This is a genomic window from Pacificibacter marinus, assembly GCF_018860505.1.
Classification (GTDB): domain Bacteria; phylum Pseudomonadota; class Alphaproteobacteria; order Rhodobacterales; family Rhodobacteraceae; genus Celeribacter; species Celeribacter marinus_B.
On sequence record NZ_JAHKPU010000039.1, the window covers coordinates 145,841 to 172,738 of the forward strand.

Here is a 26,898-nt window from a genome sequence, read left to right on the forward strand (position 1 = left end):
GCATTCTGGAGACGTCATGTCCGAATATATGTCCGAATTTTTACCCAAAGACGTTCTTGAAGGGCTTGAGCTTGCGCGCAAACGTGATTTGAAACGTCGTTCACGTCTTCGGGTGCGCACCGAGCAGGATGTCTATCCGATCTTAAAGCTGTGGGACCAAGGCTTTACTGTTGCGCGTGAAAATGCAGACAATTTGCGTGGCCTCGTTGATATTTATGACGGTGCGCGGCATTTGTATCAGGCGTTGATTGTGGCGTCGCATGATGATGGTTTCGCGATGAGCTTTGACTTTAAACGTTCAACCGCTGCCACGGATCACCCTGCTTTAGACTATGAACAGAGCATGGATGCACCGATAGCTTTATTGCCGCGCCACTGAGTGACGCGACAATAGATGGTGTTTACTGCAAGTCGCCAAAGGCTTGCGCCAGACGCTCAGTCGCTTCAATGACCACACTGCGTGGTGTCGCCAAGTTGAAGCGCAGATAAGTGTCGCCACCCGTGCCAAAAGTTGGCCCGTGGTTGGGTGCGATTTTGGCAATATCTTGGACGCGTTTTGTAAACTCATCACGGCTCATGCCTGTGCCTGCGAAATCCACCCAAGCCAGATAGGTCGCTTCAAGCGGCATGGATTTCAGGCCTGGAATGGCATTTATAGCGTCATCAAACAGGCGATGGTTCTCAGCCAGATAGGCCACAAGATTATCAACCCATGCGGCCCCTTCTGGCGAATAAGCGGCGGTGGCCATAGCCAGTCCAAAGGAATTTGGCGATATTCCAAGACCCATCATACGCTTGGCAAAGCGTTTGCGCAGTGCGGCGTCTTCGATGATCACATTGCCAGAATGCGTGCCAGCGATGTTAAAGGTTTTTGTGGTGGCCGTCATCATCACCAAACGGTCTGTGATGTCTTTGAAGGCGGCCATCGGGGTGTGTTTGACACCTGAGAACACCAGATCATGGTGAATTTCATCAGATACCAAAATCAGATCATGACGTTTGCAAAAATCGGCCACGCCCTGCAGCTCGTCTTTGGTCCAAACGCGCCCGCCCGGATTGTGCGGTGAGCACAGAATGAGCATGGTCTCATGACCTTTCATCTGTGCGTCCCAAGCTTTGAAATCCATCACGTATTTGCCATCTTCCAACGCGAGCTGGCATTCGACAACCTCGCGGTCGGCCGCTTTGATCGTGCGTGCAAAGGCGTGATACACTGGCGTCATCAAGACGATGCCGTCGCCTTGTTTTGTAAAGGCGTCAAGGCACATACCGGTGCCATGAACCAAGCCGTGGGTGGTGAAAATCCAATCAGCCTCAACATCCCAACCGTGGCGATTTTTCATCCACCATTTGATCGCGTCCGTATAGGCCGTCTCATCACCGAAATATCCATAGATACCATGCGCAGACATATCCTTGACGGCATCTTGCACGCATGTTGGCGGGCGAAAGTCCATATCGGCCACCCACATCGCGATGCCGTCTGCGGCGGGCACGCCGTAAATAGGCTCCATCATGTCCCATTTGGCGCAATGTGTTCCAAAGCGCGGGATGATCTCGTCAAAGGGGGATGTGTCGGTCATGGGGTGTCCTCGTTGTTTGGAATGACCCTAGCCATTGCTTTTGGAAAAGAAAAACCACTTTTTTGAGTGTTCGCGCATATAGGGTGGTGGCGCGATATTGCACCAAGGCGTGCAAAAGATTACATGCATGGGCATGACACTTAAACCGATCTTGATCCATCCCGACCCACGCCTGAAAAAGGTCTGCGACCCTGTGAGCACTTTTGATAAAGAGCTGGCGGCGCTGACCGACGATATGCTTGAAACCATGTATGACGCGCCGGGCATCGGTTTGGCAGCGCCGCAGATTGGTGTGATGAACCGCCTGATCGTCATGGACTGCGTCAAAGAAGAGGGTGGAACGCCTGAGCCAATGGCGCTGATCAACCCGAAAGTGGTCTGGGAAAGCGAAGAGCAAAACGTCTACGAAGAAGGCTGCTTGTCCATCCCAGGTCAATACGGCGAGGTAGAGCGCCCCAAAATGGTGCGGGTGACATGGCAAGATTTGACCGGCGCTGAGAAAGAACAAGAGTTTGACGCGCTATGGGCGACCTGTGTGCAGCATGAAATCGATCACTTGGATGGCAAGTTGTTCATCGATTACCTAAAGCCAATGCGGCGCCAAATGATCACGCGCAAAATGCAAAAATACAAACGCGAATTGGCGCGCGACTAACCTGCGTCGCGTTGTGGGCACAGCGTCGCCGACGACATAATATCCGCTGCACTTATTTGAATGGTGTTCCATGACCTCACGCGCTTTTATTCCCTATCCCGACAAACGCCTTAAAACGGTTTGCCCACCAGTTGAGGTCATCACCGATGAAATCCGCCAGATTTGGGCTGACATGGTCGAGACGATGGATGCGATGCCCGGATATGGCTTGGCTGGGCCACAGATTGGCGTGCTGCAACGTCTGGCTGTCGTGGATTGTTCTGAGGAACGAGGCAAGGCTGTGTTGATGGCCAACCCTGAAATCCTGCACGCATCTTCGCAACCGCGCGAACACGAAGAAGCCTCGCCCAATTTACCTGGCATGTCTGCTGTTATTTCGCGTCCGCGGGCAGTGACCGTTCAGTTTTTGAACGCTCAGGGCGAGATGGAAGAACGTGATTTCGTGAATCTTTGGGCCACATCTGTCCAGCACCAGATCGATCATCTGAACGGCAAAATGTATTTCGACAATCTCAAGTCGGTCAAACGCCAGATGTTTTTGAAAAAAGCCAAGAAGACAGGAGCGATAAAATGAGAGTGATTTTCATGGGATCGCCCGCGTTTTCTGTGCCTGTTTTGGACGAACTGCTTGCGGCAGGTCACGAAATCGCTTGTGTGTATTGCCAACCCCCACGCCCTGCGGGACGCGGCAAAAAAGACCGCCCAACGCCAGTTCATGCACGCGCCGAAGAACTCGGGTTGATGGTGCGCCATCCGCTTAATTTCAAAGACCCTGTCGATGTTGCAGACTTTGAAGCCTTGCATGCGGATGTTGCTGTGGTTGTGGCTTATGGTTTGTTGTTGCCGCAAGCCTTGCTTGATGCGCCCGCTAAAGGCTGTTTGAATATTCACGCATCTTTATTGCCGCGCTGGCGGGGGGCCGCGCCTATTCACCGCGCTATTTTAGAAGGCGATGTAGAGACAGGCGTGTGTATCATGCAGATGGAAGCGGGGCTTGATACTGGCCCTGTGTTGATGCGCATAGAGACTGATATCGAGGCCGAAGATACCACAGAGACTTTACATGATCGCCTATCTGAAATTGGGGCTGCTGCAATCACTGACGCTTTGTTTGCGCTTGATGCATTAACACCTGAGGCGCAACCGCTTGAGGGTGTCACATACGCTAAGAAAATCACCAAAGCCGAGGCGCAAATCGATTGGTCGCAACCAGCGCAAAAAGTTGATCGACAAATCCGAGGGTTGTCGCCTTTCCCTGGCGCTTGGAGCAGCTACGATGGCGAGCGGATCAAGTTCCACATGTCTAAAGTCAGCGATGCAACTGGGTCCGTCGGCGAAGTCGTCGGACCGTTCACGATCGCTTGCGGGGAAGGTGCGGTTGAAATTCTCACTGCGCAGCGCGAAGGAAAACGTGCTATGCCTGTCGCAGAGATTTTGAAAGGTCTCGATTTGCCAACAGGCACGGCGTTTGAGTGAGGGTATAAGATGTTTCCAGTACTGATCGGCACAGTGGTGATCGCGGGAATCGTTGGTTACATTACGGAAAAAACGGGTTTTACCAGAAACGGCTATTTGCAATCGATCATCATCTGTATCGGTGGCGCGTTTTTGGCCTATTTCATCAAGCTTATGTTTGGCATTGGCCTACGTCCCGCTGGTGTGAACGCCATTGTTTCGTCGCTTGGTGCCCTGATCATTGTGCCAACGCATTGGCGTAAAAGAAGATAGGATTCCAATCATGCCCGTTCTTATGCTTATCATTATTGGTGCAGCGGCCGGTTTTTTGGCCACGCGGATGATGAAGCTGGACACAAGTATCTTGATGACTGTCGCTATTGGTGTCGTAGGGGCCTTGATCGGCGGGCTGATTTTGCGCGCCGTTAGCGTTCTAGCGGGTGCCTTGGGCGGGTTTGTCGGCGCAGTTTTGGGGGCATTGATTTTGATCTGGGCTTGGAAGACGCTGAAAGACCGACGCTAAATGTTTTCACTGATGGCAATCCCCGGCATGGCCCTGCGCATTCTCATTAGCCTGTGCATCTGGCTGATGTTTCGCCCCGGTGGATGGTTCGTTGTGTGTTGCCTTGGAATTGCGGCCACTTGGTATCTATAGCGATTTAACTGCTCGGCGGGCGAGATTTGTAACTGGGCAAGGTCCAGCCCAGAACGATGCTACCTGCGCGCAAGGAAAGCGTTAGCGCGCCGCAAGCCAAATAGCTGTAAACTGGAGGGAGGCCGAAGTGCGATCCCGCCACAAGAGCCACGGATCCGGCAAAAGCGGCTGTTGCGTAAAGTTCACCTTGCTTTAAAATCAATGGCACTTCGTTGCACACCACATCACGCATCAAGCCGCCAAAGCTGCCTGTGGCCACGCCCATTAAAACCACTATAACAGGCGAGTGGCCGAGTTTCAAAGCGACGCCCGCGCCGGCAGCGACGGCCACGCATAGGGCAATCGCATCGGCCCAAACAATGGCTTTCATACGGCTTTCCAACCGGTGTGCTGTGAAAAAAACAACGACAGATGTCGAGGCGGCAACAAGAATATAGGTGGGCTCTGCGATCCAAAATACCGCATCACGATTGAGCAGAACATCGCGAATGGTGCCGCCGCCCACGGCCGTCAAACAGGCGATGAAAGCAAATCCGATCAAGTCAAGCTGCTGGCGTGAAGCCACCAAAGCGCCGGATAAGGCAAATACCAAAACGGATGCGTAGTCTAAAAGCGCCAGAGGGGTCATGCGCGTGACTTTTTATATGGGGCCATGCCCGCGCGGGCCAATTCATCGGCGTGCTCGTTTTCCGCGTGTCCCGCGTGGCCTTTGATCCATTTCCACGTCACGTTATGTGTGGCTTGGGCGGCGTCAATACGCTGCCAAAGATCAACGTTCTTCACGGGCTTCTTATTGGATGTCTTCCAACCGTTGCGTTTCCAGCCGTGGATCCAATTTGTTACGCCATTTTTCACATAGGCGCTGTCGGTGGTGATGGTGATGTCTGTAGGACGGGTCAATGTTTCTAACGCATTGATTGCGGCCAATAGCTCCATCCGATTGTTGGTGGTGTCCGCTTCGCCACCTTTGAGTTCGCGTTCCTTCAAAACGGTCGTGCCATCCATCGCACGCATCAAAGCGCCCCACCCGCCAGGGCCAGGGTTTCCAGAGCACGCACCATCAGTCCAAGCGTGAATTTCGGGCATGTCTGTCACCTTCTGTAGGGGGTAATTCTGTACTGGCTAGGCGGGCACGCGCAACACGCGCGGAACTTTGAATTCGATGTTTTCTTGCGCGGTTTCGACCAGTTCCACAGTCACGTCAAAACGCGCACGGAAGGCGTTGATCACTTCGTTGACCAGAACTTCGGGAGCAGACGCGCCAGCAGTGATGCCGATAGACGAGATGCCAGTCAATGCGCGCCAATCGATATCTGTCGCGCGTTGCACCAGTTGCGAATAGGCGCAGCCATTGGCAGACCCAACTTCGACGAGGCGTTTAGAATTGGATGAATTTGGCGCGCCGATCACCAAGAGCCCATCGATTTTGGCAGCAATAGCTTTGACAGCGGCTTGGCGATTGGTCGTGGCGTAACAAATGTCTTCTTTATGCGGGCCAACGATGGTTGGGAAGCGCGCACGTAGGGCATCGATGATATCTGTGGTGTCATCGACAGACAAAGTCGTCTGCGTGATGAACGCCAATTTATCGGGGTCACGTACCGATAGGTCTGCGACATCTGCGGGGGTTTCTACCAATAAAACCTCTCCGTCGGGCAGCTGCCCCATGGTGCCGATGGTTTCAGGGTGGCCCTCATGCCCAATCATCACCATCTGCAAACCGGCTTCAGAATGACGTTCGGCTTCAATATGGACTTTGGACACCAACGGGCAGGTGGCATCGACATAGACCATTTCACGTTTGGAGGCCTCTGCGGGCACTGCTTTTGGCACGCCATGAGCCGAAAAAATGACAGGGCGATCATCAGGGCACTCGTCCAGTTCCTCGACAAAAACGGCACCTTTGTCGCGCAGAGAATCCACTACAAATTTATTGTGGACGATCTCGTGGCGTACAAAGACGGGTGCGCCCCATTTTTCAATCGCGAGTTCTACAATTTTGATTGCGCGATCCACGCCTGCGCAAAAGCCGCGTGGCGCTGCGAGATACAAAGTCAGCTCTGGTTTGGTCAAAGTGTGCGTCATCGGCCCATCCATTCTTTGATCAATATCTAAGCTGCCTACAGCGGCGCGTCCATGGGGGCGGTATAAGAATTATGGCACAAATAAAATAGCCCCCAATGCGGATTAAGCGAAGGGGGCTGAAAATAAGAAAAATTCAACTTATTATTCTGGCGTGTGAGGCGCTTCTGGCGGCTCATACGGTTCGCGAGACGGACGCCCCAAAACATCTTTGAGTTCCTCAAGTTCGATAAAGTTGTCCGCTTGACGACGTAACTCATCCGCGATCATTGGCGGCTGTGATCGAATTGTGGATACAACCGAGACGCGCACACCTTGACGCTGCAAGCTTTCAATCAGAGGTCTAAAGTCACCATCCCCTGAGAAAATCACAATATGGTCTACATGTGGTGCCAGTTCCATCGCGTTGACAGCTAATTCGATGTCCATATTGCCTTTGATTTTACGGCGACCCATCGAGTCGGTAAATTCTTTGGCCGGCTTGGTCACCATGGTGAAGCCGTTATAGTTGAGCCAATCGACCAGAGGGCGGATCGGTGAATAGTCGTCGTTCTCTAGCAACGCAGTATAGTAAAACGCACGCAAAAGCTTTCCGCGGCGCATGAACTCCTGACGAAGCAATTTGTAATCGATATCAAACCCTAGGGCTTTGGCCGCGGCGTAGAGGTTCGATCCGTCGATGAACAGAGCGAGACGTTCATCTCTATAGAACATTCGATTAGTCCTTTTATAGTTGGGGTGCGCGTCCCAAAAAGTCAGAAGCGCATGGTTTAGTTTGACTAGAAGTAGTATGAAATCGCGCCAAGTAAAACATGTCTAAATATATAGGGATAAGATCTTGCTGCGAGACAAAAATTTGCAACTCGCGAGAAATCGCGCAATTCTTGCTTTTGGCGGGAATTTGTCGTCTTCAATCGGTTCCGTAATTGAGACGATTTCGGCTGCATTGCTCGAATTGACTGCGCGTGGCGTGGTGGTGAAAGATCAGAGCCGTTTTTTTCAAACGCCTTGCTTTCCCGTCGGTGCCGGGCCTGATTATGTGAACTTGGTCGCTGTGGTGTCTACGTCTCTTGGGCCTCAGGTGTTGTTGAACCATCTGCATGAAGTTGAGGCAAAGTTTGGACGCGCACGCGATAGTCGGTGGGCAGGGCGCACACTGGATATAGACATATTATCATATGAAAATCTGATAGTTCCGGATTTGGCCACCTATCAGCACTGGGTGGATTTGCCGTTAGATGTGCAAATGGAAGAGGCGCCTCACAATCTCATACTGCCGCATCCGCGTATCCAAGATAGGGGGTTTGTACTGATTCCCTTGTGCGACGTTTGGCCTGAATGGATACACCCTGTTTCAGGTAAAACAGCGCAGATGCTGTGCGATAGCTTGCCAATAAGTGAAACTATGGGGATAATACCTTTGTGAAACATCAAGAAATGCAGCGTTTAGCGCTTAAAGGTACCTTGTCAATTGCAGGGCAAGCGCCTAAATAGGGCGCTTGTATCCCTCGCTAAGTTGGAATTGGAGATCTCATGGCTCGCGTCACAGTAGAAGATTGCGTTGATAAAGTTCCGAATCGTTTCGAACTTGTAATGCTTGCATCGCACCGCGCTCGCGAAATTTCGGCTGGGTCAACGTTGACCGTAGACCGTGACAACGACAAAAACCCTGTTGTTGCTCTGCGTGAGATCGCTGATGAAACTCAATTGGCTTCCGCATTGCGTGAGCGTCAGATCGAGTCCAACCAGACACAGATCGAAGTTGATGAACCAGAAGAAGACCAAATGGCGCTTCTTATGGGGCAAGAAACAGATCAACCTGTTGAAGACGATATGTCTGAAGAAAAACTTCTGCGGGCATTGATGGAAGCCCAAGGGCAACAATAATTTTGCGCCACGAGCCTTTGGTTCTGGCCAGTGTAAGAAGAGTGCGGACCGAATGATCGACGTCGAAGACCTGATCGCTTTGGTCCGCAACTACAACCCTAAGACCAATGCAGATTTAATCCGTGAAGCCTATGCTTACGGAAAGGAGATGCATGAGGGGCAGTTCCGTCATTCTGGTGAGCCGTATTTTTCTCACCCGATCGCAGTCGCTGCGATTTTGACTGAACAAGCCCTTGATGATGCGACCATCATCACGGCACTGTTGCATGACACTATCGAAGACACGAAATCGACCTATAAAGAGGTCGAGCGCAAGTTTGGCACGGATGTGGCTGAGCTTGTGGATGGCGTTACCAAGCTGACCAATTTGCAGCTGTCCAGCTCTGAGACCAAGCAGGCCGAGAATTTTCGCAAGCTGTTTATGGCGATGTCCAAAGATCTGCGGGTGATTTTGGTTAAGCTGGCAGATCGGTTGCATAATATGCGCACGATCAAATCCATGCGCCCCGAAAAACAGTTGCAAAAAGCCCGTGAAACCATGGATATCTTTGCGCCACTTGCAGGCCGCATGGGGATGCAATGGATGCGCGAGGAGCTTGAGGATCTCAGCTTTCGTGTGATCAACCCTGAGGCACGCCATTCGATCATCCGCCGCTTTATCATGTTGCAACGTGAAACGGGCGATGTGATCCATAAAATCACCAATGACATCCGTGCCGAGTTGGAACGCGAAGGCATCGAGGCGGATGTTTTTGGACGGGCCAAAAAGCCCTATTCTATCTGGCGCAAAATGGAAGAAAAGCAGCAAAGCTTTTCACGCCTGTCCGATATTTACGGCTTTCGTATCATCACCACATCCGAAGGTGATTGTTATCGCACCTTAGGCGTGATCCACCAAAGATGGCGGGCAGTCCCAACGCGTTTCAAAGATTATATTTCGCAACCTAAAACCAACGGCTATCGCTCGATCCATACCACTGTCTCTGGGCGCGATGGCAAACGTGTTGAGGTGCAGATTCGTACCCGTCAAATGCACGAAGTCGCCGAAGGTGGCGTGGCGGCGCATTGGTCGTATCGCGATGGTGTGCGTGCCAATAACCCATTTGCGGTTGACCCAGCCAAGTGGTTGGCAAAGCTCACGGAGCGGTTCGAAAATTCTGACGATCACAGCGAGTTTTTGGAACACGTAAAGTTGGAAATGTATTCCGATCAGGTGTTTTGCTTCACACCCAAAGGGGAAGTGATCAAATTACCCAAAGGGGCGACCCCGCTTGATTACGCCTATTCCATTCACACCCGTATTGGTGACAGTTGCGTTGGTGCCAAAGTCGATGGCATTCGTGTGCCGCTTTGGACGCGGTTGAAAAATGGTCAGTCCGTTGAAATTTTGACAGCGGAAGGCCAGCGCCCTCAAGGGACATGGCTGGATATCGTTGTCACAGGGCGGGCGAAAGCGGCTATTCGTAAATCGTTGCGCGAAGAAGATCGCGAGCGCTTTGTCAAATTGGGGCGTGAATTGGCCCGTTTGGCCTTTGAACATGTGGGCAAAAAAGCGTCTGAAAAAGCACTGGCAACGGCTGCTAAACAATTGTCTTTGTCCTCAACTGAAGAACTGTTGTCTCGAATGGGATCTGCTGAGTTGACGGCGACAGATGTGATAAAAGCTGTCTACCCAGAATTGGTGCGCGCGTCTGGCAATGTGGATGCCAAGCGTGCCGTGTTGGGTTTGAGCGAAGATCAAACCTACAACCGTGCCCAATGCTGCCAAGCCGTTCCGGGGGAACGCATCGTGGGGATCACCTATCGCGGCAAAGGCGTTATGCTGCACGCAATTGATTGCCCCGCACTTGAAGAACTTGAAGCTGAAACAGATCGTTGGGTCGACCTTCAATGGCATTCGGGGCCGCACGGGGCAATTCATGCAGTGTCTTTGGATGTCACAATTTCAAATGACACTGGCGTTTTGGGACGTATTTGTACTTTGATTGGCGAGCAAAAAGCCAATATTTCTGATCTTACATTCATTGATAGAAAACCTGATTTCTTTAGGGTGATTATCGATGCTGATGTCAGGGATATTGAGCATCTTCATGCTGTGATGTTAGCACTTGAGGCCGAAAGCGACGTTGCACGTGTGCGCCGCTATAGAGATTTGAACAGAAAGCCCTAAAGGGTCTTTGAGGGAAAACGTGGTTTTCAAACGCCGAGATAGGCTGTCGCCCATCAAGTGGGTGCAACAGTGGGTTTGGCCTCGCGGGGGTTGGTCTCGCGCTGTGCGCTATCTTAAGCTACGTCTTAATCGTTTACCTGGAACCCCTGACAGTATTGCACGTGGCGTTTATGTTGGAGTGTTTACAGCCTTTACGCCGTTTTTTGGCGCGCATTTTGTTATCGCAGCCATTCTCGCAAAATTAATGCGTGGCAATGTCTTGGCGGCCATATTGGCGACATTTGCTGGCAATCCTCTGACCTATGTCCCCATTGCAGTGATTTCTCTTAAAGTCGGATGTTTTATACTGGGGTCTGAATTTGACACCTATAGTGAGCGGTCATTCGTCGGAAAGTTCTATGATGCAAGCCATGATTTACTACATAATCTCAAAGCGCTGGTAACAAATGATGTGGCGAATTGGGATGGTGTTCTTCGGTTTGCAAGTGATGTGTTCTATCCTTATTTGATTGGCGGTGTGGTGCTTGGCACCTTGGCTGGCGGTGCCGCGTATTACGTGAGCTTGCCAATGATCACAGCGTTTCAAAAACACCGACGCGGACGGCTCAAGGCCAAACTTGAAGAACTGAGCCGCAAAACCGGGTCTTTTAAGCCTAACAATAAGCAGTGAAAATTTTATTGATGGGGGCGATCAAAAATAGTCGGTTCCCTTTTGAAGCAGTCCGTCTATTTTGCACTCAGAGAGAGCAGAGCGTTTGCGGTGGAATGGCCTTCACGCGGCGCAATAAGAAAGGCATCCTATGACTGTATTATCCCCGTTGCGTTTGGGCATGAACATTGACCATGTGGCGACTGTGCGCAATGCTCGCGGATCGGCTTATCCTGATCCTGTGCGCGCCGCTAAACTGGCAGAAGAGGCTGGCGCTGACGGTATTACTGCACATCTGCGTGAGGATCGCCGTCATATCACAGATTCCGATATTGATGCCCTTGTCGAACACTTGAGCGTGCCTTTGAACTTTGAAATGGCCGCGACGCCTGAGATGCAAGCGATTGCGCTGCGTCACAAACCGCATGCCGTCTGCATCGTGCCCGAAAAGCGCGAGGAACGCACCACGGAAGGCGGTTTAGAGGTTGCTCGTGAAGAAAACAGCTTGGCGCATTTTATCGCTCCTCTGCGTGAGGCAGGCAGTCGTGTGTCGATTTTTATTGCTGCAGACCGTGCCCAAATTGAAGCGGCGCATCGCATTGGTGCTGCTGTGGTCGAATTGCACACGGGCGCTTATTGCGATTTGCATGCCGAAGGACAATTCGATGCACGTGATGATGAATTAAAACGTCTGACTGAAATGGCGGATTTTGCCAACCTTCTTGGGCTTGAGGTTCATGCGGGGCATGGCTTGACCTATGAAACTGTTCAACCGATTGCGGCTTTACCTCAGATCGTTGAGTTGAACATCGGGCATTTTTTAATTGGCGAATCTATTTTTCGCGGCCTCAAACCTGCCATTCATGAGATGCGGCGTTTGATGGATGAGGCGCGCGGATGATCCTATTTGCCGACCTATGGCCCATTCTGTTGGGATGGGCGATTGCGGTGGGGTCTCCGGGACCGGCTGTGTTGGCCATCGCAGGCGCGTCGATGGGGGCGGGGCGCAAAAACGGATTGGCTTTGGCCTTTGGTGTCTGGAATGGTTCGATGGTTTGGGCCTGCATCGCCGCCCTTGGTTTCGGGGCTATTATGGTGTCCCATGCATGGGTGTTTGAGACGCTTCGGTATCTTGGCGCTGGATATCTGCTATACCTCGCTTTTAAATCGGCGAAGTCAGCATTGCGCAGCGGTATTAATCATATCGCACCAAGCACTGACACGATGCAAAAGGCGTGGCAGCGCGGATTTTTAATTCACGTTATGAACCCGAAAGCAGCCTTGTTTTGGGGCGCACTTTTCGCGGTTGTGATTCCGCAAAGTGCGGCACCGATTGCCGTGGCTCAGGTGGCCGTGACGTGCTTACTGACCTCGCTTGTGGTGATGTCTTTTATGGCTTTACTGTTCTCAACACGGATCATCTCAAACGGATATCTGCGGATGCATCGTCTCTTTGATGGCGCTTTCGCGACACTCTTTGGCTATGCGGCACTTAAAGTGGTCACATCAAAATTGGTTTGAGATATACATGATACTAGGCATTGGCACAGACCTCGCAAATATCGAACGCATATCAGACACACTTGAACGCTTTGGCGATCGCTTCAAAACGCGTGTGTTCACGGAGCTTGAGCGGAGCAAAGCCGAAAGCCGCAAAGACGTGGCAGGCACTTATGCAAAACGTTGGGCCGCGAAAGAGGCCTGTTCCAAAGCTTTGGGTACAGGCTTGGCCATGGGCATTTCTTGGAAGGATATGTCGGTCGCCAATATGAGCACAGGTCAGCCGACAATGCAGTTGACAGGTTGGGCCAAAGATCGGCTTGCAGCCATGACGCCCGCGGGGCATGAGGCGCTTATTCATGTCACGTTAACCGATGATCACCCTTGGGCGCAGGCTTTTGTGGTGATCGAGGCGCGCCCGCTTTCGTAAAATGCACTTGTGAGACTATAAAACTTGCCGAAACCACAGTGTTTTGCGTGATGCGCTTGACAGCACCCGCGCCGCTGAGCATGAAACTCACAACAGGTTTGGCACAAACCCGCATATGTCCGATAAAGGTGAGATTTAAGATATGAGCAAAGCAAAAGATTCTGTAACCGAAACGGTGAAAACCGTTGTTTATGCTCTGCTGATCGCGGGTATTTTCCGGTCTTTGTTTTTCCAGCCGTTCTTTATTCCGTCCAGTTCGATGAAAAGCACCCTTTTGGTTGGCGACTTTTTGTTCGTAAATAAGATGAGCTATGGTTTTTCTGAATATTCTTGCCCGAGCCTCGTACGGTTCCTATGTCCGATCTCTGGCCGCATATTAGCGTCAGCACCTGAACGCGGTGACGTTGTCGTGTTTGAACACCCCACTCAGCACCGCGCCTTTGTAAAGCGTCTGATCGGGTTGCCTGGCGATAAAATCCAAATGAAAAACGGCGTTTTGTTCATCAATGGTGAAGAAGCTGTACAGACACCTGATGGCGTATTTTCCGAAACATTCGCCCCACAAGGCGCCGCAGGCAACACGCCGCGCTGTTCCAATCAAGCCGTTGGTTTGGGTGGCGAATGTGTCAAAGAGCGCTTTATTGAAACTTTCCCGAATGGCGAAAGCCATCACATTCTAAACATCGGACAATCGCGCGTGGATGACACGCCTGTGTTTACAGTGCCTGACGCGCAGTATTTCTTTATGGGCGACAATCGTGATAATTCCGCTGACAGTCGTATTGCTCAGCCAACAGGTGTTGGTTTTGTGCCTGAAAAATTCTTGCTTGGCCGTGTCGACCGTGTGATGTTCTCGGCTGCTGGCAAAAGACTGTTTTATATTTGGACATGGCGTCTGGACCGTTTCTTTAAGGAAATCGTGTGAAAATTGCTGCCGAACTCAAAGCCTTTGAAGCGCGCCTTGGCCATAGCTTTAAAAACCCAGAGCATCTGACACGTGCTGTGACGCATAGCTCGTTTTCGTCTGCAACACGCCCTGACAATCAACGCCTTGAGTTTTTAGGCGACCGCGTATTGGGGTTGAGCATGGCTGAAGCATTGTTCGAGGCTGATATCGCCGCATCCGAGGGTCAATTGGCACCGCGTTTCAATGCGCTGGTGCGCAAAGAGACCTGCGCGGATATCGCCCGCGATATTGATTTGGGGGCAGTCTTGAAATTGGGACGCTCTGAAATGTTGTCAGGTGGCCGTCGTAAAGAGGCGCTGCTGGCCGATGCGATGGAAGCTGTGATTGCTGCTGTTTATAAAGACGCTGGGTTTGATGTGGCCAAAGACGTTGTGCTTAGGCTCTGGGGCAAGCGCATTAAAACCGTGGACGCCGACAGCCGCGACCCGAAAACGGCGCTGCAAGAATGGGCGCAGGCGCGCAAACAACAGCCACCGAAATATGAAGAGGTAAAGCGTTCTGGCCCCGACCATGCGCCAGTCTTTACCATCGAAGTGCAATTGCAAAGCGGGCAAACCATGCGCGCCGAGGCAACATCAAAACGCAACGCTGAGCAAGCCGCCGCCAAGGCGCTTCTGGATCAATTGGAGAGCGGACAATGACCGACGAAAAGACGACACGCGCGGGCTTTGTTGCGCTTATCGGTGAGCCCAACGCGGGCAAGTCCACTCTTTTGAACCGCATGGTAGGGGCTAAGGTTTCTATCGTGACGCACAAAGTCCAAACCACCCGCGCACGTATTCGTGGTGTGGCGATTGAGGGCGATAGCCAGTTGGTATTCGTTGATACGCCGGGCATCTTTAAACCGACCCGTCGCTTGGACCGCGCCATGGTGGCGGCGGCTTGGGGTGGTGCTGCGGACGCGGATGTTGTGGTGCTGTTGATCGAGGCGCATCGCGGCATGACCAAAGGGGTTGAGGCCATTTTGGACGCTCTGTCCGAGCGCACAGACACGCGTAATATTTCGTTGGCCATCAACAAAATCGACCGCGTACCTGTCGATGCTTTGTTGGAACTGACCAGCAAAATGAACGAACGTTTCAACTTTAATAAGACGTTTTTGATCTCGGCTGAAAAAGGGCACGGCGTAGACGACCTGCGCGAATGGTTGGCGGCTGAAGTGCCTGTGGGGCCGTGGCTTTACCCCGAAGATCAAATCGCCGATCTGCCACTGCGCATGATTGCCGCTGAGATTACGCGTGAAAAACTGACCCTGCAATTGCACCAAGAACTGCCTTATCAGTTGACGGTTGAAACCGAAAACTGGGAAGAGCGCAAAGACGGCTCTGCGCGCATTGACCAAGTGATCTATGTGGCCCGTGACGGTCACAAAGGTATCTTGCTGGGTCACAAAGGCGAGACGATCAAACGCATTTCACGTGCCTCACGTGAGGAACTCAACACCTTTCTTGACCGCAAAGTGCATTTGTTTCTTCAGGTCAAAGTGCGTCCAAACTGGTTGGAAGAATCTGAACGCTACGGTGAAATGGGTCTCGATTTTAAAGACGGGAACTAAGCGCTCTTGGCGCGGCTTACTGCTGATATCTGGGTATCCGCCTATTTGACGCGTCTGCGTTTGGCGGATATTCCCGTTTTTGTCGTCAAGAAAGGCGATGCGACTGCTGGAGCTGTGATGATCAAGCTCAACACGCTGGACGGCCAAGCTGTCGCCTATCAACGCCAATTCGATTTGATGGCAGATCGCCGCGAATGGGTCGAACTGGCCCGCGGAGCAGAACGCGATGTCGATGCGGCCCTAAACAAGCAACGCGGCTATGACCCTGATCTGTGGATTGTTGAGGTTGAAGACCGTGATGGTCGCACGCTTTTGGACGAAGTCGGCCTGTCGGATTGACGCTGTGATAACGTCGAGGCACGATAGCCTAAGTAAATTGACTTCAGACGACAAACCAAAAAGGGATGCCGCACGTGATTGAATGGCGTGATCAAGGTGCCGTCTTGGCAGTCCGTAAATACGGCGAAACCTCTGTGATCGTCGATGTATTCACGGAACATCACGGGCGTCACGCAGGGGTTGTGCGTGGTGGTATCTCGCGCAAAATGACACCGCATTTGCAACCCGGTGGTCAGGTGTCACTGACGTGGAAGGCGCGCCTTGAAGATCAACTTGGCAGTTTCACTTTCGAGCCAATCAAAAGCCGCGCTGCCGCCGTTATGAACGACCCTATGGCGCTGTCGGCGCTTAATTCGATCACTGCCATGCTGGCCTTTGCCCTGCCAGAACGCGAAACGCATGGGTATTTATATGTCGACAGTATGAGCCTGCTCGATAAGCTTGGTAACGATCCCAATTGGCCTTTGGATTATCTTCAATGGGAATTGTCGATGCTTGAAGAACTGGGGTTCGGGTTGGATCTATCGGCTTGCGCAGTCACCGGCACCCATGATGATTTGATTTATGTGTCGCCCAAATCTGGTCGCGCCGTCAGCCGCAAAGGTGCAGGCGAATGGGCAGATCGCATGTTGCCATTGCCGCAATGTTTGCTGGGACAAGCGCCGTTGGAATATCGTGAAGTTCTGCGTGGGCTTACAACGACGGGGCATTTTTTAACGCGTTTTGCTGGCGAGACGGGCGACAAGCCTGTGCCTGTCGCCCGAGATCGTTTTCTAGATCGTTTGCAAAAATCTGCAGCACTTGAACCGCCACGTTTCGAAGGCTAGCTGAGCAAGCGACGCGTAATCACTTGCGCTTGAATTTCGCCAGCGCCCTCAAAGATATTTAGAATACGTGCATCACACAGAATGCGACTGATTTGATATTCAAGCGCAAAGCCGTTGCCGCCATGGATTTGCAAAGCGTTATCGGCTGCCGCCCATGCAACACGTGCGCCCAGCAGTTTGGCCATGCCCGCCTCCACGTCACAGCGACGGCCATTGTCTTTTTCCCAAGCCGCGAAATAAGTAAGCTGACGCGCCACCATAATTTCAACGGCCATCATAGCGAGCTTGCCCCCCACACGGGGAAAGTTGATCAGTGATTTGTCGAACTGTTTGCGATCAATGGCGTATTGCATCCCGACTTCCAGTGCGTTTTGCGCAACACCGATGGCACGCGCAGCGGTTTGGATGCGTGCGGATTCAAACGTCTGCATCAGCTGTTTAAAGCCTTGGCCCTCAATGCCACCCAAAAGATTTGCAGCGTCCACTTTGAAACCGTCAAAGCCCAACTCATATTCTTTCATGCCACGGTAGCCGAGTACTTCGATTTCGCCGCCAGATATGCCAGCCGTTGGAAAATCATTGGTGTCATCACCTGGCGCTTTTTCGGCCAAGAACATCGACAGACCTTTGTAATCTGTCGTGTTCGGGTCCGTGCGTGCGAGCAGGGTCATCACATTGGCGCGCGCCGCATGGGTGATCCACGTTTTGTTGCCCGTAATCGTGTAGGTTTCGCCGTCTTTGATGCCACGGGTGCGCAAGGAGCCGAGATCGGAGCCTGTGTTCGGTTCAGTGAACACAGCTGTAGGCAGAACCTCTGCGCTAGAAATTTTCGGAAGCCAATGTTCTTTTTGCTCTTGCGTGCCGCCACACAAAATCAACTCCGCCGCGATTTCAGAACGCGTGCCTAGCGAGCCAACGCCGATATAGCCGCGCGACAATTCTTCGGACACCACAACCATCGCCGCTTTCGAGAAGCCAAAACCGCCGAATTCTTCGGGAATGGTCAGGCCAAAGACGCCCAGCTCGGCAAGCTCATCGATGATCGACATCGGGATCAGCTCGTCCTTAAGGTGCCATTCATGCGCAAAGGGGGCAACACGCTCATCAGCGAAACGGCGGAATTGATCGCGGATCATTTCCAAGTCGTCATCTAGGCCGGCATTGCCAAAAGTTGCGTGGCCAGCGTTGTCTTGCATCAGCGCAACAAGGCGTGTGCGGGCGGCAACCGTATTGCCCTCAAGCATCAGTTTGGCTGCTTCGGGGTGGCTGGGTTGGACCAACCCAAGCCCAAGGTCTGACAGGCGTGCCATCTCACCTTGGTTCATTGGAATGCCGCCATAGATTTGACTGATGTATTCACCGAAAGCAATTTGATGAATCAGTTGTTCCATTTCGCCAAAGGTGCCGGCTTCGGTCAGTTTGTCCGCCCAAGCCTGCATTTGGCGCAGTGCCTCGACATAGGTGGCGAGCCACGCAAGACCATGCGCTGCGGTTTGATTGGCTTCGATTTTTGTATTAGAAATCTGACCTTCGACTAGAAATTCGGCGCGTAATGCCGCGCGGGCGCGATCATAGAGCGCCGCCATTTTGGGAACGACTGTCGCGGTCAATGTCATCAGGTCAGGTAAAACTGCGGGTTTCGTTTGCATTTCATGTCCGTCAAGGGCCATCGGGACTCTCCTACTCTCTGGGGCAGGTGTAGCTATAATCGCTTTGCATCCGCAGCGCAACAAAAATTCAACATATAGTGTAGATATGAATTAAAATGTCGTGATGATTTTTGTCGTGCGGATTTCATTCGAGCGCAGTAGTTTGCCCCAAACCAAGGCACAGGGAATGGCAAATGGACCTTATTTTCAACAACCTTTCAACAATGGCGATTGTTTTCGCGATTGGTATCACGCTGCTTGCGGGCTTTGTAAAAGGGGCCACGGGGTTCGCTTTGCCGATGATTATGGTCTCTGGGTTGGCCACAGTTTTACCCCCTGATGTTGCAATCGCAGCATTGATTGTGCCGACTGTGGTGTCGAACGTCTGGCAAGCTCTGCGAGGCGGGGGCGTCGGTGCGGCAGTCACTGTGGCAAGTCGGTATAAGCTCTACATCGGGACGTTGTTGGTGGCTATTGTGATCACTGCACAATTGGTCTCTGCGATGTCTCATGATGCGATTATGTTGACCATAGGTATTCCGATCACTCTGTTGGCGCTGGTTTTGCTGTCAGGTAAAAAGTTTTCGATAAATGATGGCAGTCGCAAGATTGCAGATGTGATTATCGGCACGATCTCTGGGTTTCTAGGCGGTCTCGCGGGGATTTGGGGGCCTTTGACGGTGATGTATCTTACGGCGCTAGATACACCCAAAAAGGATCAAGTGCGCGTTACAGGTGTTATCTTTGCTGCAGGAGCTGTGGCGCTTGGGTTGTCGCATCTGAAGTCCGGGCTTTTGAATGCGCAAACGCTCCCGTTGTCTTTGTTTATGATCATTCCTGTGCTGATCGGACAGACCTTGGGCAATCGTGTGCAAGATCGCCTCGATCAGCAGAAATTCAAACGGCTGACCTTGTTGGTGCTTGTGGTTGCTGGGATGAATTTGATCCGTCGTGGGATGATGTAGCTCAGCCACAACAGGCCACCGCAACAAAAAAGGCGCGCTCATGTGGCGCGCCTTTTTCTTATATTGTCATGTGAGGCTTAGCCGATTGCGGCGGCTTTCACGTCATCATCAATGTAGGCGATGTATTGTTCGAAGTTATCAGAGAACATTGAAACAAGCTTTTCGGCCTGTGCATCATAAGCGTCTTTGTCACTCCATGTGCGGCGCGGGTCGAGCAAGATATCCGCAACTCCAGCGACCGCAACAGGCACGTCAAAGCCGAAGTTTTCATCTTTGCGGAACTCGACCTCAGCCAAAGACCCGTCCAAGGCTGCGGTCAACAAAGCACGTGTTGCTTTGATTGGCATGCGAGAGCCAGTGCCATAAGCGCCACCCGTCCAGCCTGTGTTTACCAACCAACATGTCGCGCCATGCTTTGCGATCTTATCGCGCAACAGGTTGCCGTAAACCTCTGGACGACGCGGCATAAAGGGGGCACCAAAACAGGTCGAAAATGTTGGGATTGGTTCGACAACACCAACTTCGGTGCCTGGTGTTTTAGACGTGAAGCCTGACAAGAAATGGTACATTGCCTGCGCAGGTGTCAAACGCGCAATTGGAGGCAAAACACCGAATGCATCACATGTCAGCAAAATGATGTTCTTTGGATGTCCGCCAAGCGCTGTCTCGGATGCGTTGGAAATGTAGTCCAACGGGTAAGCACAGCGCATGTTGTCGGTCAAAGAATTGTCTTCAAAGTCCAAATCTTTGGAATGTTCATCGAACACCATGTTTTCAACAACAGTGCCAAATTTCGATGTGGTTGCATAGATTTCTGGCTCAGCTTCTTCGGATAGGTTGATCGTTTTTGCGTAGCACCCCCCCTCAAAGTTGAATGTGCCGCGTTCGGACCAGCCGTGTTCGTCGTCGCCGATCAAGATGCGTGATGGATCGGCTGATAGCGTTGTTTTGCCTGTGCCGGATAGGCCAAAGAAAATGGCCGTGTCGACTGGATTGTTTGGCGCGTGGTTCGCAGAACAATGCATCGCCATAACGCCTTTGCCTGGCAGAATGTAGTTCAACAAAGTGAAAACAGATTTTTTGTTCTCGCCAGCGTAGGCTGTGCCGCCAATCAAGATGATCTTTTTTTCAAAGTTCAAGGCGATAACGGTTTCTGATCGACACCCATGCTTTTGCGCATCGGCTTTAAAGCTTGGGCAGTTGATAATGGTAAAATCGGCCACAAAGTTATCGACTTCAGTCAATGCAGGACGACGCAACATGGTACGGATGAACTGAGCGTGCCACGCAAGTTCGGTCACAACGCGAACGTCCAAACGGTGTGCAGGATCTGCGCCGCCGAACAGGTCTTGAACAAAGTAATCTTTGCCCTTCATGTGCTCGATCATATCTGCGTACAAAACGTCGAATGACTCAGGTGTCATCGGTGTGTTATTTTCCCACCAGATGGTGTCTTCAACTTCTTTTGTACGTACAACGAATTTGTCTTTGGGTGAGCGGCCAGTGTGCGCGCCAGTGGTCACTAAAAGCGCGCCCCCCTTGCCGAGTGTGCCCTCGTCGCGCTTCAACGCTTCTTCGATAAGGGCGGGCTCAAGCAGGTTGTAATAGACGTTTCCAAGTCCGGTGATGCCTTGATTGTCTAATGTGAAGGCCGGGTTAACGCGTCCAGTTGTCATCTTGCAAGCTCCCTCGCCGCGAATTCGCGGCGTCTCTATGAAGTCAGTATTCGCGATTGGGCTTTTCGCGACCGGCCACCGGATCGGGGCCGATACGTGAGCCTATACCACGCGAAACCTAGCCGTAAACAGGACGTGAACGCACAGTTAGCGCAACCATTATTGGTTTAGCGCAAACAGTTAGCGCGACCTCGAAAATTTTCGGCTCTGTTCGGGCAAACTTCGAGCTTGTGAGACAAATTAGTCATTCCTTGAAAAATTTTATGTCTGATAAAGCGACGCGGGTCAGGCGATTCGCGGTTTCCCTTGCCATAGGTGGTCGAAATGCAGATGATAGTGAAAAAAACGAACGATTGAGCAGTTAAAGGAACCCGAAACATGTCGCGGATTGCATTGGTTGACGATGACAGGAATATCCTGACGTCGGTCTCTATGACACTTGAGGCCGAAGGCTTCGAAGTTGAAACATATAATGATGGCCAGTCTGCACTGGATGCGTTTAGCAAGCGCCTTCCTGATATGGCCGTTTTCGATATTAAAATGCCTCGAATGGATGGCATGGATCTGCTGCAACGGGTGCGTCAAAAGACAAACATGCCCGTGATTTTTTTGACGTCTAAAGACGACGAAATTGACGAGGTGCTTGGCCTGCGCATGGGCGCTGACGATTATGTCAAAAAGCCTTTTTCTCAACGACTGTTGGTGGAACGCATCCGCGCCCTTTTGCGCCGCCAAGAAGCACTCGATGGCGTCGAGATCGCTGAGACTGAAGAAACCAAGGTTCTCACACGCGGTGAGTTGTCCATGGACCCGCTACGCCACGCGGTGTCTTGGAAAGGCAAGGATGTGTCCTTGACTGTCACTGAATTTTTGTTGTTGCAAGCTTTGGCGCAACGCCCCGGTTTCGTGAAGTCGCGTGACCAATTGATGGATGTGGCCTACGACGATCAAGTCTATGTCGATGATCGGACCATTGACAGCCACATCAAACGGTTGCGCAAAAAGATGCGCACAGCTGACAATGACTTTTCTGCAATCGAGACGCTGTATGGCATCGGCTACCGGTATAACGAAGAATAATGTCGCTGGCCTCTCGCATGCTCAAACTTGGCAAAGCCAGCTCCGAGGACGCAGATGTTGTCCTCGGGGACGATTGGGTCGCGCCCAGAACGACCGACGCAGATTTGCGCGCGAAACGTGAGCGTCGCAAATTTATCGCGATCAACCGTTCACCGCTGGCGCAGAAAATTATTACATTCAATCTCGTCGCCATTATCCTTATGGTCGCCGGTATCTTATACCTCAATCCTTTCCGAGACAGCTTGGTTAAGCAGCGTGAAATGGCGATGGTTTCAGAGGCCACATTGATCGCAGATATGATTGAGCTTACGGCCGGACAAGACGGTCGTCTGGATGCTGAAGTCAATTCTGACGATTTTGCTGCATTGCGCGGTCTGCTTCAAATTCCCTTGCGTGAGGGCCTTTATATCTATGACCGCGCGGGCGAACTCTTGGTTTCGACAGAGGGGGTTGAACGAGGTGTCTCGACCTCCGTGGCTGGGTTGAACCAAGATCATCGCACGACGGTCATATCTGACTTTCTCAACAAAATTTGGAGCTTCGCCTCTTTTTCTAAAAATAGTGACCTCGACAACGAGGTCTATAACGATGCCGCGCATCTTACAGACCTGATTCCAGGCGCACTTACCAATCAGATTCATATCAATTCGACACAAAGCCAATCCGGCTCGCCTGTATTTGCTGTGGCAGCCCCGATTACGGTTGATGTCGATGGCGTTCAAACTACGATTGGCGTTGTGGGGTTGCATTCTGGCGAGGGTGATATTGATGCGCTTGTTCGAGTCGAGCGTGAACAGATTTTACAGGTCTTCATCATCGCTATTTTGGTGTCTATTGGCCTGAGCTTGGTCCTCGCATCCACCATTGCAAACCCACTGGCAGATCTCGCTGCGGCCGCCGAAGTCGGTCGTGATAAGAACAGTCGTAAAATGGCACCGGGGCGCGTGCGTATCCCTGATTTAAGCGGACGACCCGATGAAATCGGCCGTTTGTCATCGGCGCTGCGTGGCATGGTGTCTGCTCTTTATGATCGAATTGATGCAAACGAACAGTTCGCCGCTGATGTCGCGCATGAAATCAAAAATCCGCTGGCAAGCCTGCGCTCAGCCGTTGGGTCGTTGCGTATGGTGAAAAAGGAAGAGCACCGCACAAAGCTTTTGGATGTTATCGAACATGATGTCAGGCGTATGGATCGGCTGGTGTCGGATATTTCAAATGCGTCGCGTTTGGATAGCGAATTGGTCAAGGAAGAAGAAGAAAACTTCAACTTGATCAAGATGCTCGCAAATTTGACAGAGTACTTAACCCAAGAAGCGCAAGACAAAGGCGTCGAATTTATCGCCGATTTGCCAGATAGACCCATTGTCGTGTCTGGGCTTGAAGCACGTTTGGCGCAGGTCTTCGTTAATTTGATCTCGAATGCAATATCGTTTTGCGAAGACGGTGACGCTATCCGTGTTTGGGTGCGCAAACGTGACAGCCGCGTGTTGGTGGTGGTCGAAGACACCGGTCCGGGCATTCCCGAACAGGCCTTGTCTAAAATCTTTAAACGGTTTTATTCCGAGCGCCCCGTTGGGCAGTTTGGAAACAATTCAGGTCTGGGGTTGGCGATATCAAAACAGATTGTCGAGGCGCACGGCGGGGTCATTTGGGCCGAAAACATTCGCCCAACGGATGCTGACATTACGTCCGACCCTCTGGGAGCTCGCTTTGTTGTCGGCTTGCCTGTGTGACTTGCCATCTTCAATAGATCGAAAAGCCATCGCAGAAACGCGGTGGCTTTTTGCTGATATTTATAGGGCGCGATATGATGAAACCTGATCCGCATTGCGATATAATTCATGCCAGTTGTGTCGCCATCGATCCAAGCCGTGGATTGCTGATTGTCGGGGCGTCGGGGAGTGGCAAATCATCTTTAGCGCTTATGATGATGGCTTTGGGGGCGATTTTGGTATCCGATGATCGCACCCAATTAAGCACAACGCCCGATGGCGGTCTGGTCGCCAGCGCCCCAAAGACGATTAAAAACATGATCGAGGCGCGCGGGATCGGGGTTTTGAAAGCACAGACGATGCCTCAATGCGTGATCCGTGCGGTTGTTGATCTCGGAAAAGTGGAACAAGACCGCTTGCCACCGGCGCGAATTCGTCGCCTACTTGATCTTGATATTCCTGAATACCATCGAAGCGACAGCCCGTATTTTGCAGCCGCTTTGATCCAGCTTTTAAAGGAGGGGCGCATCGCGCCGCAGGACTATGGCTGATGTTGGCGAACCGAATGCGCGCGATCAGCGCCGTGTTGTCTTGGTGACTGGCCCATCTGGGGCTGGCAGATCCACTGCGATCAATGTGCTTGAGGACTTAGATTACGAAGTGATCGACAACATTCCTTTGTCGATCTTGCCCAAGCTGCTTGGGGTGTCAGAAAAAGGTCGACCGCTCGCGCTTGGCCTTGATGTTCGCAATCGCGACTTTTCGGTTAGTGCGTTGATTGAGCTTATTGAGAGGCTTGCGTTGAACTCGGATTATAACGCGTCCGTGCTTTATTTAGATTGTGCTGCCGAAGTGCTATCGCGGCGGTATTCTGAAACACGGCGCAGGCACCCGTTGGCTCCCGCAGAGACGGCGCAAGACGGCATTGCGCGTGAGCAAGATTTGTTGGTTCCAATTCACGCTCGCGCAGATATCATCATCGATACAACGGACATGAGCCCGCATGAGCTGCGCGACGAAATCGAGCGATGGTTTTCTGTTGGGCAACATGCGCCGATGGCGATTTCGATACAGTCTTTTTCATACAAACGTGGTATGCCGCGCGGGCTTGATATGGTGTTTGATGTTCGCTTTTTAAGCAACCCGTATTGGGACGTCGCATTGCGTGGCTTGAACGGGCAAGACGAAGCGGTTCAGGAATATGTCATGAATGATCCGCGATATGATGCTTTCTTTCAAAAAATTCTGGAACTCACGCTTTTGTTGTTGCCAGCTTACCGTGAAGAGGGCAAGCGGCACCTCTCTATCGCATTCGGGTGTACCGGCGGGCAACACAGGTCTGTCGCCTTGGTGGAAAACCTATCAAAGGCCCTTGCGAAACATGATTGGCAAGTGTCAATAAGGCATAGAGAAATGGAACGGCGCCAATCAGGTGCGCCGCAGGTTGCGTCGAGGGCTGAGGCTTGATCGGAATTGTCATTATAGCACACGGCGGTTTGGCGCGGGAATATCTCGCTGCCATTGAGCATGTGGTCGGCAAACAGACTGAAATCGAAGCCATTTCGATTGCGCCGGACCATGATCGCGCGAGCAAGCAAGCGGAAATTTGCACAGCAGCCGACAGTGTCGACAAAGGCGATGGTGTTGTGATGGTCACAGATATGTTCGGCGGAAGCCCATCGAACCTGTCGTTGATGGCCTGCAACACGGGGAACCGTAAGATCATCTATGGCGCCAATCTGCCGATGCTTATTAAGCTGGCAAAGTCACGCCATAAAACGGTGACCGAGGCCGTTTCAGCGGCTTTGGCGGCGGGGCGTAAATATATCGATAGTTTTGAGTCTCCGGGCCATTCATTTAAGGAGTGAGGCATGTCATCTGTCGTTCGCACACATGAAATACTAAACGTAAAAGGCTTGCATGCACGGGCCTCTGCCAAGTTCGTTGAAGTCGTGGAAAATCATGACGCTACGGCAATTGTCGAGAAAGACGGCATGGACGCAGGCGGTGATAGCATCATGGGGCTTTTAATGTTGGCAGCCTCTAAAGGAACATCTATTGATGTGACAACTAAGGGCTCTGACGCCGTCGCATTGGCTGATGCGTTGGAAGCTCTCATCAAAGATCGGTTTGGCGAAGGCATGTAAGCCACGCGACACAAACCTAAAGAGGACAGTATGGTACAGGACAATCAGGCGACAGTAACGCCTAAGGCTGGGGATCCTGATTTCGTGCCCTACGATGCACGTCGCCTGTCTTATGCGGGGACATTTTCGGATCCATCCAAAGTGATGATCATTCGGTCCATCGAATGGGTGACAGGCAAGTTGCCACTTTTACGGTATATTCGTAGATTCGAAAGACTGGGCACGCCCGATGGCCAGCCATTTTTCACACAAGCGCTCAAAGTCATGGGCATTGATGTCAAAACGCCAGCCGACCAAATCGCTAAAATTCCAGCGACCGGACCTGTGGTCGTGGTCGCAAACCACCCTCATGGCCTCGTTGATGGTTTGGTAATGGCGGAATTGATCGGCAAGGTGCGTACCGACTATAAAATTCTCACGCGGTCTTTGTTGACGGGAATTCGAGAAATTGACCCCTTCATGTTGCCGGTTCCATTCCCGCATGAAGAAGACAGCCATCGCAAATCCATTGTAATGCGTAAGGAAGCGATGGCACATCTTAAGTCAGGTGGCGTGATTATCTTGTTCCCTGCGGGTGCTGTGGCAACGTCTGACACTTGGTTCGGTCCAGTGAAAGAAAAGCCGTGGAATCCGTTTACGGCTAAAATGGTTTTGAAATCCAACGCGCAGGTCGTCCCGATTTATTTTCCAGGCCGGAACACGCGCTTGTATCAAATTGCAGATAAAGTTTCCGCGACGATCCGCCAAGCGCTTTTGCTGCATGAGATCGTTCATGCGCGCAACAAGCCTCAGTCTCCTGTGATTGGGGATCCTTTGACGGCGGATCAATGCAGCGAATGGAAATCTAAGCCTGGCGGTTTTATGGATTGGCTGCGCAGCCACACGCTTGCTCTGGGTGGCCGCACAGATTGATTT

Annotated in this window: 34 protein-coding genes; 27 read left to right on the plus strand and 7 right to left on the minus strand. The window is 51.8% G+C overall.

Annotation, left to right across the window (positions count from 1 at the left end):
• Positions 1–16: 16 nt before the first annotated feature.
• Entirely contained in the window at positions 17–379 is a 363-nt protein-coding gene (locus tag KO503_RS14750) for a hypothetical protein (RefSeq protein ID WP_252731108.1), read from the plus strand.
• Positions 380–401: 22 nt separating this feature from the next.
• Here KO503_RS14750 and KO503_RS14755 read toward each other — a convergent pair whose 3' ends face one another.
• Positions 402–1,583 carry a MalY/PatB family protein gene (locus KO503_RS14755; RefSeq protein WP_215992318.1) on the minus strand — a complete coding sequence of 394 codons (1,182 nt, stop codon included), beginning with the start codon at positions 1,581–1,583 and terminating at the stop codon, positions 402–404.
• Positions 1,584–1,716: 133 nt separating this feature from the next.
• Here KO503_RS14755 and def (KO503_RS14760) point away from each other — a divergent pair, with 133 nt between their 5' ends.
• From def (KO503_RS14760) to KO503_RS17940, 6 genes are all read left to right on the plus strand, one after another.
• On the plus strand, positions 1,717–2,238 hold the full coding sequence (gene def, locus KO503_RS14760; RefSeq protein WP_215992357.1) for a peptide deformylase: 522 nt from the start codon (positions 1,717–1,719) through the stop codon (positions 2,236–2,238).
• 70 nt (positions 2,239–2,308) lie between these two features.
• The gene (def, locus tag KO503_RS14765; protein WP_215992319.1) at positions 2,309–2,812 is read left to right on the plus strand and encodes a peptide deformylase; all 504 of its coding nucleotides are present in this window, start codon (positions 2,309–2,311) and stop codon (positions 2,810–2,812) included.
• On the plus strand, positions 2,809–3,714 hold the full coding sequence (fmt, locus tag KO503_RS14770; RefSeq protein ID WP_215992320.1) for a methionyl-tRNA formyltransferase: 906 nt from the start codon (positions 2,809–2,811) through the stop codon (positions 3,712–3,714). Before def (KO503_RS14765) ends, fmt begins: the two co-directional genes overlap by 4 nt.
• A gap of 9 nt (positions 3,715–3,723) precedes the next feature.
• Complete coding sequence (locus KO503_RS14775; protein ID WP_215942736.1) at positions 3,724–3,966, plus strand: hypothetical protein; 243 nt, start codon at positions 3,724–3,726, stop codon at positions 3,964–3,966.
• Between the two features lie 10 nt (positions 3,967–3,976).
• Positions 3,977–4,216 carry a GlsB/YeaQ/YmgE family stress response membrane protein gene (locus KO503_RS14780; protein ID WP_215942737.1) on the plus strand — a complete coding sequence of 80 codons (240 nt, stop codon included), beginning with the start codon at positions 3,977–3,979 and terminating at the stop codon, positions 4,214–4,216.
• Positions 4,217–4,348 carry a hypothetical protein gene (locus KO503_RS17940; protein WP_289846654.1) on the plus strand — a complete coding sequence of 44 codons (132 nt, stop codon included), beginning with the start codon at positions 4,217–4,219 and terminating at the stop codon, positions 4,346–4,348. It begins immediately after the preceding gene.
• A gap of 4 nt (positions 4,349–4,352) precedes the next feature.
• On the opposite strand, the gene KO503_RS14785 is transcribed toward KO503_RS17940, so the two are convergent.
• From KO503_RS14785 to KO503_RS14800, 4 genes are all read right to left on the minus strand, one after another.
• Positions 4,353–4,976: a trimeric intracellular cation channel family protein gene (locus KO503_RS14785; RefSeq protein ID WP_215992321.1), complete on the minus strand. Its 624-nt coding sequence runs from the start codon at positions 4,974–4,976 to the stop codon at positions 4,353–4,355.
• Entirely contained in the window at positions 4,973–5,434 is a 462-nt protein-coding gene (rnhA, locus tag KO503_RS14790; protein WP_215992322.1) for a ribonuclease HI, read from the minus strand. The genes KO503_RS14785 and rnhA overlap by 4 nt, the downstream gene beginning before the upstream one ends.
• A gap of 36 nt (positions 5,435–5,470) precedes the next feature.
• Complete coding sequence (gene ispH / locus KO503_RS14795; RefSeq protein WP_215992358.1) at positions 5,471–6,421, minus strand: 4-hydroxy-3-methylbut-2-enyl diphosphate reductase; 951 nt, start codon at positions 6,419–6,421, stop codon at positions 5,471–5,473.
• A gap of 153 nt (positions 6,422–6,574) precedes the next feature.
• Positions 6,575–7,144: a LabA-like NYN domain-containing protein gene (locus KO503_RS14800; RefSeq protein WP_215992323.1), complete on the minus strand. Its 570-nt coding sequence runs from the start codon at positions 7,142–7,144 to the stop codon at positions 6,575–6,577.
• A 124-nt stretch (positions 7,145–7,268) separates the two neighbouring features.
• Between KO503_RS14800 and folK the strand changes: the two genes are divergently transcribed.
• The 12 genes from folK (at position 7,269) to recO (ending at position 16,754) form a co-directional block, all read left to right on the plus strand.
• The gene (gene folK / locus KO503_RS14805) at positions 7,269–7,856 is read left to right on the plus strand and encodes a 2-amino-4-hydroxy-6-hydroxymethyldihydropteridine diphosphokinase (RefSeq protein ID WP_252731109.1); all 588 of its coding nucleotides are present in this window, start codon (positions 7,269–7,271) and stop codon (positions 7,854–7,856) included.
• Positions 7,857–7,963: 107 nt separating this feature from the next.
• Positions 7,964–8,317, plus strand: coding sequence for a DNA-directed RNA polymerase subunit omega (gene rpoZ, locus KO503_RS14810; RefSeq protein WP_215942741.1), 354 nt, complete (start codon positions 7,964–7,966; stop codon positions 8,315–8,317).
• A 52-nt stretch (positions 8,318–8,369) separates the two neighbouring features.
• Positions 8,370–10,487, plus strand: coding sequence for a RelA/SpoT family protein (locus KO503_RS14815; RefSeq protein ID WP_215992324.1), 2,118 nt, complete (start codon positions 8,370–8,372; stop codon positions 10,485–10,487).
• A gap of 103 nt (positions 10,488–10,590) precedes the next feature.
• A complete protein-coding gene (locus KO503_RS14820) occupies positions 10,591–11,157 on the plus strand; it encodes a DUF2062 domain-containing protein (protein ID WP_354667595.1) in 567 nt (188 codons plus the stop codon).
• A 130-nt stretch (positions 11,158–11,287) separates the two neighbouring features.
• Positions 11,288–12,037 carry a pyridoxine 5'-phosphate synthase gene (locus KO503_RS14825; protein WP_215992326.1) on the plus strand — a complete coding sequence of 250 codons (750 nt, stop codon included), beginning with the start codon at positions 11,288–11,290 and terminating at the stop codon, positions 12,035–12,037.
• Positions 12,034–12,657, plus strand: a complete 624-nt coding sequence (locus KO503_RS14830; RefSeq protein WP_215992327.1) for a LysE family translocator — start codon at positions 12,034–12,036, stop codon at positions 12,655–12,657. The genes KO503_RS14825 and KO503_RS14830 overlap by 4 nt, the downstream gene beginning before the upstream one ends.
• 7 nt (positions 12,658–12,664) lie before the next feature.
• Complete coding sequence (acpS, locus tag KO503_RS14835) at positions 12,665–13,066, plus strand: holo-ACP synthase (RefSeq protein WP_215992328.1); 402 nt, start codon at positions 12,665–12,667, stop codon at positions 13,064–13,066.
• Between the two features lie 142 nt (positions 13,067–13,208).
• Positions 13,209–13,991, plus strand: a complete 783-nt coding sequence (gene lepB / locus KO503_RS14840) for a signal peptidase I (RefSeq protein WP_215992329.1) — start codon at positions 13,209–13,211, stop codon at positions 13,989–13,991.
• On the plus strand, positions 13,988–14,674 hold the full coding sequence (rnc, locus tag KO503_RS14845) for a ribonuclease III (RefSeq protein WP_215992330.1): 687 nt from the start codon (positions 13,988–13,990) through the stop codon (positions 14,672–14,674). Before lepB ends, rnc begins: the two co-directional genes overlap by 4 nt.
• Complete coding sequence (gene era, locus KO503_RS14850) at positions 14,671–15,588, plus strand: GTPase Era (protein ID WP_215992331.1); 918 nt, start codon at positions 14,671–14,673, stop codon at positions 15,586–15,588. Before rnc ends, era begins: the two co-directional genes overlap by 4 nt.
• A 6-nt stretch (positions 15,589–15,594) precedes the next feature.
• Positions 15,595–15,927 (plus strand): DUF1491 family protein, encoded by a 333-nt coding sequence (locus tag KO503_RS14855; RefSeq protein ID WP_215942749.1) that lies wholly within the window; start codon positions 15,595–15,597, stop codon positions 15,925–15,927.
• A 77-nt stretch (positions 15,928–16,004) separates the two neighbouring features.
• A complete protein-coding gene (gene recO, locus KO503_RS14860; RefSeq protein WP_215992360.1) occupies positions 16,005–16,754 on the plus strand; it encodes a DNA repair protein RecO in 750 nt (249 codons plus the stop codon).
• On the opposite strand, the gene KO503_RS14865 is transcribed toward recO, so the two are convergent.
• On the minus strand, positions 16,751–18,424 hold the full coding sequence (locus tag KO503_RS14865; RefSeq protein WP_215992332.1) for an acyl-CoA dehydrogenase family protein: 1,674 nt from the start codon (positions 18,422–18,424) through the stop codon (positions 16,751–16,753). The two genes, recO and KO503_RS14865, sit on opposite strands and share 4 nt — an antisense overlap.
• Positions 18,425–18,597: 173 nt before the next feature.
• Here KO503_RS14865 and KO503_RS14870 point away from each other — a divergent pair, with 173 nt between their 5' ends.
• On the plus strand, positions 18,598–19,368 hold the full coding sequence (locus tag KO503_RS14870) for a sulfite exporter TauE/SafE family protein (RefSeq protein WP_215992333.1): 771 nt from the start codon (positions 18,598–18,600) through the stop codon (positions 19,366–19,368).
• 77 nt (positions 19,369–19,445) lie between these two features.
• Here the strand turns inward: KO503_RS14870 and KO503_RS14875 are convergent, their stop codons facing one another.
• Positions 19,446–21,044: a phosphoenolpyruvate carboxykinase gene (locus KO503_RS14875; RefSeq protein WP_215992334.1), complete on the minus strand. Its 1,599-nt coding sequence runs from the start codon at positions 21,042–21,044 to the stop codon at positions 19,446–19,448.
• 378 nt (positions 21,045–21,422) lie between these two features.
• Between KO503_RS14875 and KO503_RS14880 the strand changes: the two genes are divergently transcribed.
• From KO503_RS14880 to KO503_RS14910, 7 genes are all read left to right on the plus strand, one after another.
• Positions 21,423–22,124: a response regulator transcription factor gene (locus KO503_RS14880; protein ID WP_215992335.1), complete on the plus strand. Its 702-nt coding sequence runs from the start codon at positions 21,423–21,425 to the stop codon at positions 22,122–22,124.
• A complete protein-coding gene (locus KO503_RS14885; protein WP_215992336.1) occupies positions 22,124–23,857 on the plus strand; it encodes a sensor histidine kinase in 1,734 nt (577 codons plus the stop codon). Before KO503_RS14880 ends, KO503_RS14885 begins: the two co-directional genes overlap by 1 nt.
• Before the next feature lie 74 nt (positions 23,858–23,931).
• Positions 23,932–24,387 carry an HPr kinase/phosphorylase gene (locus KO503_RS14890; RefSeq protein ID WP_252731111.1) on the plus strand — a complete coding sequence of 152 codons (456 nt, stop codon included), beginning with the start codon at positions 23,932–23,934 and terminating at the stop codon, positions 24,385–24,387.
• Positions 24,380–25,303 carry an RNase adapter RapZ gene (rapZ, locus tag KO503_RS14895; RefSeq protein WP_215992337.1) on the plus strand — a complete coding sequence of 308 codons (924 nt, stop codon included), beginning with the start codon at positions 24,380–24,382 and terminating at the stop codon, positions 25,301–25,303. Before KO503_RS14890 ends, rapZ begins: the two co-directional genes overlap by 8 nt.
• Complete coding sequence (locus tag KO503_RS14900) at positions 25,300–25,704, plus strand: PTS sugar transporter subunit IIA (RefSeq protein WP_215992338.1); 405 nt, start codon at positions 25,300–25,302, stop codon at positions 25,702–25,704. Before rapZ ends, KO503_RS14900 begins: the two co-directional genes overlap by 4 nt.
• Positions 25,705–25,707: 3 nt before the next feature.
• A complete protein-coding gene (locus KO503_RS14905) occupies positions 25,708–25,983 on the plus strand; it encodes an HPr family phosphocarrier protein (protein WP_215992339.1) in 276 nt (91 codons plus the stop codon).
• Between the two features lie 30 nt (positions 25,984–26,013).
• A complete protein-coding gene (locus tag KO503_RS14910) occupies positions 26,014–26,895 on the plus strand; it encodes a lysophospholipid acyltransferase family protein (RefSeq protein ID WP_215992340.1) in 882 nt (293 codons plus the stop codon).
• Positions 26,896–26,898 lie beyond the last annotated feature (3 nt).

Bases quoted from the DNA above. Each gene is read 5' to 3' on its own strand.
- KO503_RS14750 (WP_252731108.1), top strand. From the start codon at position 17: ATGTCCGAATATATGTCCGAATTTTTACCCAAAGACGTTCTTGAAGGG.
- KO503_RS14800 (WP_215992323.1), bottom strand. From the start codon at position 7,144: ATGTTCTATAGAGATGAACGTCTCGCTCTGTTCATCGACGGATCGAAC.
- rnhA (WP_215992322.1), bottom strand. From the start codon at position 5,434: ATGCCCGAAATTCACGCTTGGACTGATGGTGCGTGCTCTGGAAACCCT.
- KO503_RS14875 (WP_215992334.1), bottom strand. From the start codon at position 21,044: ATGACAACTGGACGCGTTAACCCGGCCTTCACATTAGACAATCAAGGC.
- acpS (WP_215992328.1), top strand. From the start codon at position 12,665: ATGATACTAGGCATTGGCACAGACCTCGCAAATATCGAACGCATATCA.
- KO503_RS14825 (WP_215992326.1), top strand. From the start codon at position 11,288: ATGACTGTATTATCCCCGTTGCGTTTGGGCATGAACATTGACCATGTG.
- KO503_RS14815 (WP_215992324.1), top strand. From the start codon at position 8,370: ATGATCGACGTCGAAGACCTGATCGCTTTGGTCCGCAACTACAACCCT.
- KO503_RS17940 (WP_289846654.1), top strand. From the start codon at position 4,217: ATGTTTTCACTGATGGCAATCCCCGGCATGGCCCTGCGCATTCTCATT.
- era (WP_215992331.1), top strand. From the start codon at position 14,671: ATGACCGACGAAAAGACGACACGCGCGGGCTTTGTTGCGCTTATCGGT.
- KO503_RS14870 (WP_215992333.1), top strand. From the start codon at position 18,598: ATGGACCTTATTTTCAACAACCTTTCAACAATGGCGATTGTTTTCGCG.
- KO503_RS14865 (WP_215992332.1), bottom strand. From the start codon at position 18,424: ATGGCCCTTGACGGACATGAAATGCAAACGAAACCCGCAGTTTTACCT.
- KO503_RS14910 (WP_215992340.1), top strand. From the start codon at position 26,014: ATGGTACAGGACAATCAGGCGACAGTAACGCCTAAGGCTGGGGATCCT.
- KO503_RS14880 (WP_215992335.1), top strand. From the start codon at position 21,423: ATGTCGCGGATTGCATTGGTTGACGATGACAGGAATATCCTGACGTCG.
- KO503_RS14890 (WP_252731111.1), top strand. From the start codon at position 23,932: ATGATGAAACCTGATCCGCATTGCGATATAATTCATGCCAGTTGTGTC.
- KO503_RS14785 (WP_215992321.1), bottom strand. From the start codon at position 4,976: ATGACCCCTCTGGCGCTTTTAGACTACGCATCCGTTTTGGTATTTGCC.
- KO503_RS14780 (WP_215942737.1), top strand. From the start codon at position 3,977: ATGCCCGTTCTTATGCTTATCATTATTGGTGCAGCGGCCGGTTTTTTG.
- def (WP_215992319.1), top strand. From the start codon at position 2,309: ATGACCTCACGCGCTTTTATTCCCTATCCCGACAAACGCCTTAAAACG.
- KO503_RS14830 (WP_215992327.1), top strand. From the start codon at position 12,034: ATGATCCTATTTGCCGACCTATGGCCCATTCTGTTGGGATGGGCGATT.
- fmt (WP_215992320.1), top strand. From the start codon at position 2,809: ATGAGAGTGATTTTCATGGGATCGCCCGCGTTTTCTGTGCCTGTTTTG.
- KO503_RS14905 (WP_215992339.1), top strand. From the start codon at position 25,708: ATGTCATCTGTCGTTCGCACACATGAAATACTAAACGTAAAAGGCTTG.
- rapZ (WP_215992337.1), top strand. From the start codon at position 24,380: ATGGCTGATGTTGGCGAACCGAATGCGCGCGATCAGCGCCGTGTTGTC.
- rpoZ (WP_215942741.1), top strand. From the start codon at position 7,964: ATGGCTCGCGTCACAGTAGAAGATTGCGTTGATAAAGTTCCGAATCGT.
- KO503_RS14885 (WP_215992336.1), top strand. From the start codon at position 22,124: ATGTCGCTGGCCTCTCGCATGCTCAAACTTGGCAAAGCCAGCTCCGAG.
- lepB (WP_215992329.1), top strand. From the start codon at position 13,209: ATGAGCAAAGCAAAAGATTCTGTAACCGAAACGGTGAAAACCGTTGTT.
- def (WP_215992357.1), top strand. From the start codon at position 1,717: ATGACACTTAAACCGATCTTGATCCATCCCGACCCACGCCTGAAAAAG.
- KO503_RS14755 (WP_215992318.1), bottom strand. From the start codon at position 1,583: ATGACCGACACATCCCCCTTTGACGAGATCATCCCGCGCTTTGGAACA.
- KO503_RS14775 (WP_215942736.1), top strand. From the start codon at position 3,724: ATGTTTCCAGTACTGATCGGCACAGTGGTGATCGCGGGAATCGTTGGT.